The 13,005-nt window shown below is 71.0% G+C and carries 11 protein-coding genes; 7 read left to right on the forward strand and 4 right to left on the reverse strand.

Going from position 1 to position 13,005, the window contains the following annotated elements; genetic code table 11:
* The first annotated feature begins 327 nt into the window (after nucleotides 1–327).
* Nucleotides 328–597, forward strand: a complete 270-nt coding sequence (locus ACWED2_RS47730) for a hypothetical protein (RefSeq protein WP_449697128.1) — start codon at nucleotides 328–330, stop codon at nucleotides 595–597.
* Here ACWED2_RS47730 and ACWED2_RS47735 read toward each other — a convergent pair.
* Nucleotides 594–1,613, reverse strand: a complete 1,020-nt coding sequence (locus tag ACWED2_RS47735; protein WP_449697129.1) for an NAD-dependent epimerase/dehydratase family protein — start codon at nucleotides 1,611–1,613, stop codon at nucleotides 594–596. The genes ACWED2_RS47730 and ACWED2_RS47735 overlap by 4 nt on opposite strands.
* A gap of 111 nt (nucleotides 1,614–1,724) precedes the next feature.
* Between ACWED2_RS47735 and ACWED2_RS47740 the strand changes: the two genes are divergently transcribed.
* Entirely contained in the window at nucleotides 1,725–2,156 is a 432-nt protein-coding gene (locus ACWED2_RS47740) for an organic hydroperoxide resistance protein (RefSeq protein WP_449697130.1), read from the forward strand.
* Between the two features lie 54 nt (nucleotides 2,157–2,210).
* Here the strand turns inward: ACWED2_RS47740 and ACWED2_RS47745 are convergent, their stop codons facing one another.
* Nucleotides 2,211–3,233: an alpha/beta fold hydrolase gene (locus tag ACWED2_RS47745; protein WP_449697131.1), complete on the reverse strand. Its 1,023-nt coding sequence runs from the start codon at nucleotides 3,231–3,233 to the stop codon at nucleotides 2,211–2,213.
* A 93-nt stretch (nucleotides 3,234–3,326) separates the two neighbouring features.
* Entirely contained in the window at nucleotides 3,327–6,050 is a 2,724-nt protein-coding gene (locus tag ACWED2_RS47750) for an AAA family ATPase (protein WP_449697132.1), read from the reverse strand.
* 136 nt (nucleotides 6,051–6,186) lie between these two features.
* Here ACWED2_RS47750 and ACWED2_RS47755 point away from each other — a divergent pair, with 136 nt between their 5' ends.
* The 4 genes from ACWED2_RS47755 to ACWED2_RS47770 all read left to right on the forward strand — a co-directional run bounded on the left by ACWED2_RS47755 (nucleotide 6,187) and on the right by ACWED2_RS47770 (nucleotide 11,420).
* Entirely contained in the window at nucleotides 6,187–7,689 is a 1,503-nt protein-coding gene (locus tag ACWED2_RS47755; RefSeq protein WP_449697133.1) for a tannase/feruloyl esterase family alpha/beta hydrolase, read from the forward strand.
* 81 nt (nucleotides 7,690–7,770) lie between these two features.
* Nucleotides 7,771–8,835, forward strand: coding sequence for an aldo/keto reductase (locus ACWED2_RS47760; protein WP_449697134.1), 1,065 nt, complete (start codon nucleotides 7,771–7,773; stop codon nucleotides 8,833–8,835).
* A gap of 1,215 nt (nucleotides 8,836–10,050) precedes the next feature.
* Nucleotides 10,051–10,428 carry a DUF397 domain-containing protein gene (locus tag ACWED2_RS47765; protein WP_449697135.1) on the forward strand — a complete coding sequence of 126 codons (378 nt, stop codon included), beginning with the start codon at nucleotides 10,051–10,053 and terminating at the stop codon, nucleotides 10,426–10,428.
* A 131-nt stretch (nucleotides 10,429–10,559) separates the two neighbouring features.
* Complete coding sequence (locus tag ACWED2_RS47770) at nucleotides 10,560–11,420, forward strand: helix-turn-helix domain-containing protein (RefSeq protein ID WP_449697136.1); 861 nt, start codon at nucleotides 10,560–10,562, stop codon at nucleotides 11,418–11,420.
* 239 nt (nucleotides 11,421–11,659) lie between these two features.
* On the opposite strand, the gene ACWED2_RS47775 is transcribed toward ACWED2_RS47770, so the two are convergent.
* Nucleotides 11,660–12,385 carry an ANTAR domain-containing response regulator gene (locus tag ACWED2_RS47775; protein ID WP_449697138.1) on the reverse strand — a complete coding sequence of 242 codons (726 nt, stop codon included), beginning with the start codon at nucleotides 12,383–12,385 and terminating at the stop codon, nucleotides 11,660–11,662.
* A 175-nt stretch (nucleotides 12,386–12,560) separates the two neighbouring features.
* On the opposite strand from ACWED2_RS47775, the gene ACWED2_RS47780 reads away from it, so the two are divergent.
* Nucleotides 12,561–12,896, forward strand: a complete 336-nt coding sequence (locus ACWED2_RS47780; RefSeq protein WP_449697137.1) for a DUF3140 domain-containing protein — start codon at nucleotides 12,561–12,563, stop codon at nucleotides 12,894–12,896.
* The last annotated feature ends 109 nt before the right edge of the window (nucleotides 12,897–13,005 follow it).

Below are 13,005 nucleotides of genomic sequence, written 5' to 3' on the forward strand. Positions count from 1 at the left end.
AGAGTATACGGCCGCCCCGGGCGGTCGTTCAGGGGGGTGTGGATCCGGGCTCCGCGGGCGTCTGGCATGATCGGCGGTTTTCGGCCCTCTGCATCCGGCCGCCCGACCGCGCCGCCGCCCAGTCACCCCACCGCGCCGGGTGTGCGAAGTCGGCGAGCCGTGCGCGGCCTCCGGAGGTCGTGTTAGCCTGTCGCCGTGCTGCGCCTGTCCTTGCGACTCGTAACCCGGCGCGCCGGCTGAACCCAGGTCGCCGGCGCGCAGCGTCGGCGATCGCTTTTTCCGGGACCTGGCCCCGATCTCATTCCACCCCTCAAGGGAGATCCCGCCATGTCCACCTCCTTCGCCGTTCCCGCGCCCCGCTCGGCCATGCTGCTGCGCCGCCGCATCGCCACCTACTTCGTCGGCGGTGCCGAAGAAATCCCCGCGCTGGTCGGTGCCCTCGAAGGGCGGCCCGTCCACGAACTGTCCGTCGACGTCAAGGACGGCGTCCGCGAGAGCAGCATGGTCTGCGCCGTCCTGCTCGCGGCCGAAGAGACCGGCCCCCTGCTCGACCGGCTGCGCGCCCTGCCGTCGGTCGTTTCGGCCGAGCTCGCCTAGGGTTCGCGGCCCACCCCCGTCGAGATTTCGTGCAGCCGGTGCCGGTCCGGGGCCAGCGGTGCCGTTTCCGCGCCGGCGCCCTCCCGCAGTCCCGCGAGGAACTCGTTCAGGGTGGCCGCGGCATCCCGGCTCGGCTGCCAGTCCAGTTCGGACTCCGCGCGGCTCGTGTCCAGCACCGGCAGCCGCATGACCGCGTCGAACAGGCCTGGTGACGCCGGGATCGCGTGCAGGCGCCAGGCCGCGTCCACCGCCGCCCGCACCACCGCCGCCGGCACCGGGATCGGGCGCGCGCCCAGCAGGTCCGCCGCGAACCGCGGGTCCACGACCGGGCCCGTCGCGATGTTGAACGCCCCGCGCACCGGCCGCGTCACCGCGCGTCGGACCGCGTCGGCCAGGTCGTCGGTGTGCACGATCTGGCACCGCAGGCCGCGGATGTCCGGCACCACCGGCAGCAATCCCGGCCGCACCAGCGAACCCGGTACGAACGGCCCGCCGAACAGGCGGCGCTGCTCCGTCGCGGCACTGCGCTGGAAGACGAAGCCCGGCCGCATCCGGACGACGTCGAGCTGCGGGTGCCGGACCTCGAACGCGTCCAGGAACCGTTCCAGATAAGCCTTTTCCCGCGTGTACGCCGCGCCGGGCCAGCCGTGCGTCGGCCAGTCCTCGGTCACCGGCTCGTCGTCCTCCCGCGGCGAATAGGCCCCGACCGACGACGTGTAGACGAGCTTGGGCACCCCGGCGGCGGCCACCGCGTCGAACACCCGCATCGAGCCGAGCACGTTCGCCCGCCACGTCCGTTCGGGACGCCGGGTGGGCTGGAACAGCCACGCCAGGTGCACGACCGCGTCGGCGCCACGGAAGAGCGGCACGAGGTCGTCGCGCTCGACGTCGGCCGTGACGACGCCCTCCGCCGGCCGCCTTGCCAGCCCGACCACTTCGACCTGCGGATCCGCGCGCAACGCGCGCACGACCCCGGTCCCGATGTTGCCTGTCGCTCCGGTCACCACGATGCGCATCCGGGGCGGTTACCCACGTCCCGGTGACGTACACGGGTGACGTCGGGCGACGGTCGCCGCGAGCAGGCCGGGATTCCTAGCGTGGTGGAGTCACCCGCTGAAAGGAACCACATGTCCGAAGTGACCTACACCGCCGTCGCCACCTCCACCGCGGAGGGCCGCAACGGCGGCCGCGCGACCTCCGACGACGGCGCGCTCGACGTCACCCTCGCCGTGCCCAAGGCGTTCGGCGGCGCGGGCGACGGCACCAACCCGGAGCAGCTGTTCGCGGCGGGCTGGGCGTCCTGCTTCGTCGGGGCGGTGCGCCGGGTCGCGGGCGCGAAGAAGGTGCCGCTGAACGACCTCGCCGTGGTCGCCGAGGTGACCCTGCACCACGACACCGAGGAGGGCGAGTTCCGGCTCAGCGCCGTGCTGCACCTGGAGGCGACAGGCATCGACCAGGCCACGGCCGACGAGCTCGTCCAAGGCGCGCACCAGGTGTGCCCGTACTCGAAGGCCACCCGCGGCAACATCGAGGTCACCCTCGACGCGACGGTCGCCTGAGGCAAACCCTCGTGATGGTGAGCCGGGTCGGAACCCGGCTCACCACCACGAGCCTCACAGGCGGGCGGCGTCCACGATCGCCTGGGCGAACGGCCGCGGCGCCTCCTGCGGCACGTTGTGGCCGATGCCGTCGAAGATCCGGTGTTCGTACTTGCCGGTGAACTTCGCGCGGTAGGCCTTGCCGTCCTTGGCGGCGCCGTCGAAGTCGCTGCCGATCGTGATCGACGGGACGCCGATGGTCGCGCCCGCGGCCAGTTTCCGTTCGTACGCCTCGTACTGCGGCTCGCCCGGCGCGAGGCTCAGTCGCCAGCGGTAGTTGTGGATGACGATGGCGACGTGGTCCGGGTTGTCGAACGCCGCCGCGCTGCGGTCGTAGGTCGCGTCGTCGAAGTGCCAGGCGGGGGACGCGGTCTTCCAGATCAGCTTGTTGAAGTCGTGCCGGTTGGCCGCGTAGCCGGCGCGGCCGCGCTCGGTCGCGAAGTAGTACTGGTACCACCAGCCGAGTTCCGCCTGCGGCGCCAGGGGTTGCTGGTTCGCCGCCAGGTTGGTGACGATGTACCCGCTCACCGCGACGATCGACCGGCAGCGTTCCGGCCACAGCGCGGCGATGACGTCGGCGGTCCGGCCGCCCCAGTCGTAGCCGCCGAAGACCGCCTTGTCGATCTTGAGCGCGTCCAGCAGGGCGATCACGTCGAGCGCCACGGCCGTCTGCTGGCCGTTGCGGACCGTCTCGGCGGACTTGAACGTCGTCGGCCCGTAGCCGCGCAGGTAGGGGACGATCACCCGGTAGCCGGCGCCGGCCAGGATCGGCGCGACGTCGACGTAGCTGTACGGGTCGTACGGCCAGCCGTGTAGCAGCACCACCGGCTGCCCGCCGGCCGGTCCGAACTCGTGGTAGGCCATGCTGAGCGCCCCGGCGTCGGCCTGCTTGACCGGCCCGAGCGAGGTGTGCTCGCCGGAGCCGGCCCGCAGGTCGGGCGCCGAAGCGGGCATGGCGGTGCCCGGCGAACAGGCCGCCAGTGAGGTCGCCGCCAGCCCGGCCGCGAACGCCTGCCCGAACCTTCTCCTGCTGATCATCTGCTGCTCCTGCGCGAAAGACCGTGGGACTTTCACGACGTTAGGAGCGGTTCGGTGACCTTCGCGCCCGTCAGGTGACGCAGCCGGTGTACGTCACCCTTCGAGGGTCTTCAGCATCCTGGCGAGGTCGGCGCGCGAGCTGACGCCCAGCTTGGGGAAGATCCGGTGCAGGTGGGTGCCGACGGTCCGGTGCGAAAGGTACAGCCGCTGCCCGATCTCGCGGTTCGTCAGCCCCTCCGCGGCCAGCTGGGCGATGCTCAGCTCGTGCGGGGTCAGCTTGTCCCGCGCGTCCGGGTCGCGGTTGGGGCTCGACTCGCCCGCGCTGCGCAGCTCGCGACGGGCCCGGTCGGCCCAGGCGGCCATGCCGAGCGCGTCGAACGTCTTGCGGGCGGTGCGCAGGTGCGTCCGCGATTCGACGACCCGCCGCTGCCGCCGCAGCCACTCGCCGAACGCCAGGTGGACGCGGCCGCGTTCGGCGGGCCAGCCGGTCAGGTCGGCCCGCAGCGCTTCGGTGAACAGCTCGTCGCTCGGGTCGAGGACCGCTCGCGCGTACCGCAGGCCGATGTGCAGGGCGGGTGACGGCGTGTCCAGGCGCTCGAGCTCGGCCAGTGCGCTCCGGAGCTCGCCGGTCCGCCCGGCGCGGACCGCGGCCTCGGTGAGTTCCGCGACGCAGTGCGTGCGCAACGCCGGCTGGTAGGCGGGGTCGGCCGGGTCGAGCAGCCGCCGCAGGTCGGCGAAGGCGTCCTCGAACCGGCCTTCGCTCAGGCCGGTCAGCCCGCGCGTGAACTGCACGGTGGCCAGCACGGGCCGGGCGCCGGCCGCGAGCCCGGCGCGTTCGGCCTCGTCGGCGAGCGCCTTCGCCTGCTTGTGCTCGCCGCGCAGGGCGGCGATCTCGGCCTGGACCGCGGTGGCGAGCCCGGCCATGAACGGCTGGCCGGTCTCCCGGGCGAACCGGGCCGCCTCCGCCGCGGCGGGCACGGCCCCGGCGAGGTCGCCGAGCCGGACGCGGCTCCACGCCAGGACGGCCAGCGCCCGCGGCAGCAGCCCGAGCCGGCCCTGGGCGCGCAGGCCGGGCGCCGCGGCGGCGGAGAACCGGGCGGCGAGGTCGAAGGCGCCGACCTGCAGCGCGGCGCTGCCGAGGTACCGGTCGACCTCGGGGTCGGCGCCGGTTTTGGCGACCAGCTCCCGCAGGTGTGCCAGGACGGCCTCGCCTCGCTCGAAAGGAGCGACGTACGCGGTGACCGCGACGATCCGCGGGTCGTTCCCCGGGATGGGCAGCCGATCGGCGATGTCCAGGAGGTCCTGTCTCGCTTCCGGACCGGGTTCGGTCCAGAAGCAGCGCATGGCGGCGCTCCAGAGGATCCGCATGGCGGCGTCGTGCTGCCCGTCTTCCGCGACGGCGGCGGCGGTCCGGGCGAGTTCGGCGACGCGGGTGGGGTCTTCGCGGACGCCGTCTTCGAACTCGCTGAGCAGCCTGCCGGCGGTGGCCCGGCGGCGGGGATCGGCGGGGTTGGCGGCGTGGACCAGGCGTTCGGCGGTGTCCCGCCGCCCGGATTCGACGGCCAGCTCGGCGGCCAGCAGCAGCCGGTCGGCCCGGCGTTCCGGCTGGTCACTGAGCCGGGCGGCCTGTTCCAGGGCGGCGATCGCGGCGGCCGCCCCACCGCGGAACCGGGCGCGTTCGGCGGTGCGTTCGAGTTCGGCGGCGACGGTTTCGTCGGGCCCGGCGGTGGCGGCGGCCTGGTGCCAGGCGCGCCGGTCGGGCTGGTCGCGGAGGGCGTGGCCGAGGGCGAGGTGCGCGCTCCGGCGGTCGAGCGGGGTGGCGGCGGCGGGAATGGCGGACCGCATGAGCGGGTGCCGGAAGGTGACGGCCCCGGCGGAGAGCTCGATCAGCCGCGCTTCGACGGCGGGGGCGAGGATCGCGGGATCGACGCTGGTGTCACGCACATCGCCCGGCCGGGCCCCCATCCCCAGCAGCGCGCCCGTCGCCGCCGAAATCTCCGCCAACGATGTCGTCTCGTTCAGCGCCGCCACCAGCAGCGCCGTCCGCGTCGCCTCGGGCAGCGCCGCCACCCGGGCCGTGAACGTGCGCTCCAGGCGCTCCGTCAGCGGCAACACCGGATCCAGCCCGTCGAGCCCAGCCACCGCCGAAGGCAGCTCCGTCAACGCCAGCGGCAACCCCGCCGCCTCGGCCAGCAGCCGCGTCCGGACCGCCGGGGCCAGCCGCGGCGCCACCGAATCCAGCACCTCCGCCGCCGCGCCGGCCGGGAGGCGGTCCAGCACCATCGGCGCCAACCCGGCCTCCACCAGCGGCGACTCCGCGCCCTCCCGCAGCGTCGCCACCAGGACGATCGGCTCGGTCTCGATCCGCCGGGCCACGAACGCCAGCACGTCCGCGCTCGCCCGGTCCAGCCAGTGCACGTCCTCGGCCACCAGCAGCAGCGGCTTCACCGCCGCCTCCTCGGCCAGCAGCGTCAGTGCCGCCAGCCCGGTCAGGTACGCACTCGGCTCGGCCCCGGCAGCCAGCCCCAACGCCGTCTCCAGGGCGTCACGCTGCGGCGCCGGCAGCTCCGCCACCCCGGCCCGGAGCGGGTACAGCAACTGGTGCAGCCCGGCGTAGGCCAGGTTCCGCTCGGCCTCCGTGCCGGTCGTGCGCAGCACCCGCAGCCCCGCGACCGACGCCGCCGCGGCCGTCGAAGCCACCAGCGCGGACTTGCCGATGCCCGCCTCGCCGCGGATGAGGACGCCGCTGCGGTCCTCCGGGCCGTCGACGAGCTCGCCCAGCTCCTTCAGCTCGGTGTCCCGTCCGCTCAGCGCCATGGAAACGACCTTACCCAACACCGTTTCCCCAGCTCAGCGCCGAGTGACGTACGGCAGCAGCGTCATCCGACGGGCGCGGCGCCCCGAACCCCGCTCCTACCGTTCCCCCCGCTATGTCCAGCGACCGGAGAGACATATGAAACGCCTCCTACTCGCTGCCGCCGTGCCGCTCCTGCTGACCACCGTCACGCAGCCGGCCGCCTCGGCAGCCACCCCGACCCCGTGCGCCGCCGTCGCGGTGCCCGCCCCGCCGGGCGCCGAGATCGAATCCGTGCAGGCCGCGGCCCAGCCGTCGTACTGCCTGATCACCGCGACCCTGACCCACACCGGCGCGGACCACGTCAAGGTCGCCGTGGCCCTGCCGGGCACCGGGTGGAACGGACGGCTCCAGGCCCTCGGCGGCAGCGCCTACGCCGCCGGCAACTTCGACGGGCTCCCCCAGGCGGTCAAGGACGGCTACGTCGCCGTGACGACCGACGCGGGCGTGTCCCTGGACGGCCTCGACACGTCCTGGGCGCTGAAAGACGGCCACGTCGACCAGACGCTCCTGACCAACTTCGCCACCCGATCGGTGCACGAAGAGGCCGTCATCGGCAAGGCCGTCACCCAGCGGTACTACCAGCGCCCGATCTCGTACTCCTACTGGACCGGCTGCTCGACCGGCGGCCGCCAGGGCTATTCGGAGGCCCAGAAGTACCCCGAGGACTTCGACGGCATCCTGGCGAACGCGCCCGCCGTCGACTGGACGCAGTTCGCGGTCGCGACCCTGTGGCCGCAGATCGTGATGAACTCCGATCACGACTTCCCCAGCCCCTGCGTGCTTTCGGCGTTCCGCACGGCCGCGGTCCAGGCGTGCGACGCACGGGACGGCGTGCCCAACGGCATCGTCGACCGGCCGGACGAGTGCGGCTACGACCCGCGCGGCCTCGTCGGGACGAAGGTGGTCTGCGACGGCCACGAGTTCACGGTCACGGCCGCGGACGCCGAGGTCGTCCGCAAGATCTGGGCGGGTCCGACGGACGAGCGCGGCCGCAAGCTGTGGGCCGGGCTGCCGAAGGGCGCGGACTTCACGTGGCTCGCCGGCACCCAGCCCGGCCCCGACGGCACGCTGACCGCGCCCGGCTTCCCGGTCGCCGTCAAGTGGGTGCAGTCGTTCCTGGCGAAGCAGGCCGATTTCGACACTTCGAAGCTCACGTACGCGCAGTTCGCGGCCCTGTTCCGCCAGTCGGTGCGTGAGTACGACGACGTCATCGGCACGTCCGACCCCGATCTTTCGGCGTTCCGCCGCGCCGGCGGCAAGCTGATCACCTTCATCGGGGCGAACGACCAGCTCATCCCGCCCGGCGGCACCCTGTCCTACCGCGCCCGGGTGGAGCGGACGATGGGCGGCGCGCAGCGGGTGAACGGCTTCTACCGGCTGTTCCTCGCCCCCGGCGTCGAGCACTGCTTCGGCGGTGGCGGCCCGGAGCCGACGAACGCACTCGGGCAGCTGGTCGACTGGGTCGAGCACGGCACGGCCCCGGCGACGCTGACGGCGGCGTCCGCGGACGGCAAGACCCGCAACCTGTGCCCGCTCCCCCGGGTTTCCCGCTACACCGGCGGCGACCCGGCCACGGCGCCGAGCTACCGCTGCCGCTGAACCCCGGTCCGCGAGCGCCACCTCCCCCGGCGCTCGCGGACTGGACTTGCGGGTCCAAAATCGGCTCGGCACGCTGGCTTCATGGCACTCGATCAGTACTACCTCCTCGGCCGGTCCGGACTGCGCGTCAGCCGGCTCGCCCTCGGCACCATGAACTTCGGCACCGGCGGTTTCCACGCCGCCTACGGCAAAACCGAAGCCGAAGCCCGCCCCATCTTCCGCAAGTACCTCGACGAGGGCGGCAACTTCGTCGACACCGCGGACTTCTACACCGCGGGCGAAAGCGAGACGATCCTCGGCAAGCTCATCGCCGAGACGAACTCGCGCGACCGGGTGGTGCTCACCACCAAGTTCACCAACACCGTCGACCCGGCCGACCCCAACGCCGGCGGCAACGGGCGCAAGCACATGATCCGCGCGCTCGAAGCATCGCTGCGCCGTCTCGGAACCGACTACGTCGACGTCTTCCTGCTGCACACCTGGGACCGGATCACCCCGGTCGAGGAGGTCGTGCGCACGCTCGACGACCTCGTCCGCGCGGGCAAGATCCGCTACCCGGGCCTGTCCGACGTGCCGAGCTGGTACGCGGCCCGGGCGCAGTCGCTGACCGAAGCGCACTCGCTGGCGCCGATGGTGAACCTGCAGCTGCCGTACTCGCTGGTCGAGCGGCAGATCGAGACCGAGCACGTCCCGATGGCCCAGCACCTCGGCCTCGGCGTCACGGCGTGGAGCCCGCTGGCCGGCGGCGTCCTCACCGGCAAGTACCGCGACGGCGGCACCGGACGGCTCAGCGACGGTCCTTCGTGGACGGATCGCACTCCGCAGGTGCTGGAACCGCTCGGGAAGATCGCGGCCGAGCTGGGCGTGACGATGGCCCAGGTGGCGATCAACTGGGTCGCCACCCGGCCGGGCATCGCGGCGGCGATCGTCGGCGCGAGCAGCGCGGACCAGCTCGGCACGAGCATGGCGGCGCTGGACTTCGAGATCCCGGCCGAGCTGCGCGCGCAGCTCGACGAGGCGAGCGCGGTCCCGCCGGCGTCGGTGTACCGGATGTTCACCCCGGAGTACCAGAACTGGATCGTCAGTCCCGGGCTCAAGGTCGGCGACAAGCCGGCGGGGTACGCGCCACCCGTGCGGAACTGGTAGTCAGCCGGACACCACCTCGCCGCTCTGGATGACGTGGGCGCGGCTGTCGCCGTGGCCGCCGGTCCGGCTCGGCGCGCGTCAGGCCGCGATGATCGGCTAATGCATTCAGGTGAATTTTCCCAGCGTATCGCCGCCACGAGAAGCGCCGGCGCCGCTCGCTCACCAGTCCCGAAGTTCAGCCAGCAGGCACCCTGCCGTCAACCGGTGCGCCGCCAGGCCGACCGCCCTGTCGTCGTCGGCCACCGGGCGCTCGGCCGAAATCCCGCAACCGGACCGCACGGGCAGACGACCAGGAGAGCGCACCTGCACGCACACCGGAAGAATCCCGTGCAGAATGACCGGGTCCCTGCCCCGCTCACCGGCGAAACGATCACGATTCAACGTTTGACCAGGCACGAGGTGTCTCGGCAGAAAATTGCTCCCCGCGACCACCCGCCACCGCAGAACGGCGACACCACCGGAGCAAGTCACCACACCGGGCGCGGTTGCCGGAAAGAGACCTCACGCCACCTGGCAAACCGCCCACCTCCAGCCTGCTCACTCCCCTGACGCCAGCGGCCGGGTCGACACCAGCACCAGTGCCTGAGCCCAAGCGGCCAACAAGCGATTCGCCAATCAACAAGACGACTTGTTGCACGCCGCAAGCCGACGAACAGCCAGGAACCCATTGCGCCCGGCAAAAACTTCGCCAGACCAACTACTTTCCAGGTGTAAACTCAGCTGGGACAACCTCAATACCCCACCTTCCCAGCACCCCTCCGGTCCACCCTTGACGCGGGCCCGGTACAGGGTGACGTTTCCCAGGAAACGCCTTCACCGGAGACAGGAGCCGGCAAGGTGTACAAACAGAAAACCGAAGGCAATCGTCGAATTTCTCGCGAATCGACGGCAAAGATCTGCGAAAAGCCGCGTTGCTCATTGGATTCGGATCATCGTTGTACATATTTTTCGAAGGAGGAACCCTGCCCGCGATACTCATCACGAAGGTTCTCACGACGGCACTGCGACTGATCGCATCGTGGTTGCGATAGGCGATCAGGCCGAAGAGCGGGCTGGGCGGCGACGGACTCCGGTCTCCACGCCGTCCAGCCACGACCACGCGGACACCGGAGGACATCGACGCCATACCAAACATCCGAGAAAACCGCCAACCGGACCGCTGCGCCCACGCCTTGTCCACGAGCAGTGACAACCCTCTTGCGAAACGTAACCCACATGGACGGCGCGCCACACTCGCCGTTCGACAGAGAGACCAACTGGCCTATTGTCCCGTACACTCCGCAACGCAAGCATCCCTTGACGCGGTCCGGATACGCACTCGGGCGCGTCGCCGACACCGGCCGGCCCACGCCTGCCAGAAACGAGGTGGCCGTGCCCCGGGGCAATGAAACCCCCGCGGTGATCGACCGCAACCGTCTCGCCTGGGTCAAGAGCTCAGCCAGCTCGAGCGGCGGCGACGCAAACTGCGTCGAGGTCGCGACCACCAAGGCTTTCGTCGCCGTACGCGACTCGAAGGACCCCGGCCCGATGATCGTCTTTTCCGGCCGATCTTGGTCGGCATTCGTTCATTCTTCTTCTGACCGGCCCCGCTGATACATCAGCACACACCGGCCGCGATCAACCGTGCCCTGACAAGCAGAACACGGCCACACCCTCGTTTCGACGCTGCTATCATTCTGCCAGCTGGCAGACAGCTATCAGCCTGATGAACGGGGGCGCGAGCCATGACCGGATCATCATCACCGCTCGTCAGCCAACGGCGGGTACTGGCCGCGATCCGGGACGCCCGCAAGGCCCTTTCCCTTACCCAACAGGAAGTCGCCGAAGCACTGGACTGGTCCGTTTCGAAGATCATCAGAATTGAGAACGGGTCGGTTGGGCTGTCGATTACGGACCTGAAAGCTCTGCTCCTCCATTACGGCATCACTGATCGCGATCGGGTGGAGACGTACGTCAAGCTGGCGAAAGCCGGCCGGCAGCCGGCCTGGTGGGATGAATACCGGCGGCTGCACAGCCCGGATTTCGTCAAGTACCTCGGCCTCGAATGGGGGGCCGTCTCGGTCCGCCAGTACCAGCTGCACCTCGTTCCCGGCTTGCTGCAGACGGCCGCCTACACCAGGTCCCTGATCCTCGGGAACGGCAACGACCGGGAACTGGCCGAGCGGCAGGTCCGGATCCGGCGCAGCAGGCAGGCCCGGCTCGACAACCCCGAACTGAAACACAATTTCATCCTGGACGAATCCGTCCTGCACCGGCAGGTCACGGATCTGCACGACTGGCGCGAGCAGCTCGAGCGCATCATGCAGATTTCCCGGCAGCCCAACGTGACCGTCCAGATCCTCCCCTATTCCGCGGGGTGGATCGAGGGAATGCAGAGTTCGTTCACCATCCTGAACATCTCCGAACAACTCAATGATCTGCACCTCACCATCGAACGACCCGACGGCGACCAGTACTTCGACGACATATCGAGCGCGGAGAAGGCCGTGGGGTTCGGCAAGATCTTCGCGCGCATCGAGGCTGCTGCCCTCCAGGCTTCCGAAACACCCCGGGTCATCCAGGAAAGCCTGCAGAACCGCCGTTAGCAATAGCGGTTGTCGGCCCGGCGCCCCTCGGGGGTACCCGGAGTCATGCGCATCGGCCTGTTGTACCCGACCCGAGACTGCGGCGAAGACGACTTCGCCGCCCTCGGCCGGCTGGAAATCCGCCGTGTCGCGCTTGCGTCCGTCTACCACCCGGACCTGGGACGGGCGCCGGATCACCGAGCTCGCGCCGGCGGCCGACCACGAGGACGCCGGGGCGCAGGACGGCCTGGGGACGCTGTTCAGTGCCGGGCCGGTCCCCCGTCCGCCGAGCTCATCCGCTTCGTGAACCGGGCCGCCACGTCCCGCAGCTTGATGTTCGTGTGCTGGGACTCCACGATCAGCCGGTGCATCGCCGCGTCCTCGTTGACCCGGTGGATCAGCATCAGCATGCCCTTGGCCTGCTCGATCACCGCCCGGGTCTCCATCGCGTTGCGCAGCTCGTCCGCCAGCCGGCGCGCCTCGCGGTAGCGGCGGGTCAGCCGCAGCACCGTCTCCACGCACAACGTGAACAGCCGCAGCACCTTCGTGTCGAACTCGTGATAGCCGTGCGTCTCGAAGCCGAACAACGTGATCGCGCCCACCAGGGTGTCGTCCACCCGCAGCGGGACAGCCAGGTAGCTGCCCACGCCGAGTTCCTTCGCCGCCGCCACGAATTCGGGCCAGTGGTCGCCCGTCTCGGCGACCGCCACCCGGACCACCTCGCCCGTCAGTGCCGCGAGCAGGCCGGGGCCGTCACCCGCCGCGTACTGGACGTCGTCGATGCGCCGGGCTCGCTCGTCGGTGAAGGCCGCGGTCTGCGTCACGCCGTCGCGGACGACCATGATGCTGGCCAGGTCCGCGTCCGGGACCACCCGGACCGCCTCGCCGCAGACCGCGTCGAGCAGGCCGGGCGTGTCGGACATCGATTCGAGGACCCCGACGAGGTCCGCCAGGACGACGTTCAGCTCGTCGACCCGCTCCGCCATGCCGTCGCCAGTGGTCGGCAAGGCCCACCCCTCCCATGCGTCAAGCGGCGAGCACGGGATCGAGCTCGCCAGCAGCGTCAACAGAGACCACCGCTGGCGTTTCAACGGGTCCGAACGAATTCTACCGGCCACGGGCGGCCGGTTTGGCGGAGGCCGCGCCGGGTAGCCGCCGAACATGGACAATCCGGCTGTTGATGACGAACTGTGGGCGGAGTTCCACCGCGTGGTGAACATGACGTCGCGGGAGCTGGAGGAGTGGCTGCGGACGCGCGACGCGGGCCCGGAGACCGAACCGCTCCCCGACGAAGCAGGCCCGCCGACCGGGCACCAGGTGCTGGGCGTCCTGCGCAAACGGCGGTCCGACGTGGACGACCGCGACGCGGACGTGATGCGCCGGGTCGTCGACCGGGTGCGCGCCCAGCGCCGCGACGACCTGGAACCCACCGCCGGCGAAACCCACTGGCGGCACCGGCTGATGTCGCTCGGCCACGACCCGCTGAAGCCCGCCTGACCAAAGCGGTCGTGGGGGGGTTATTAGGGTTGGTGAGACAAGAACAAAGCCACACCCCCGGCGGAACAAAAGCCAGAGGACATGGAGGAGCCGCCCGGGGTGGGGCACG

This window comes from Amycolatopsis sp. NPDC005003 (genome assembly GCF_053600695.1).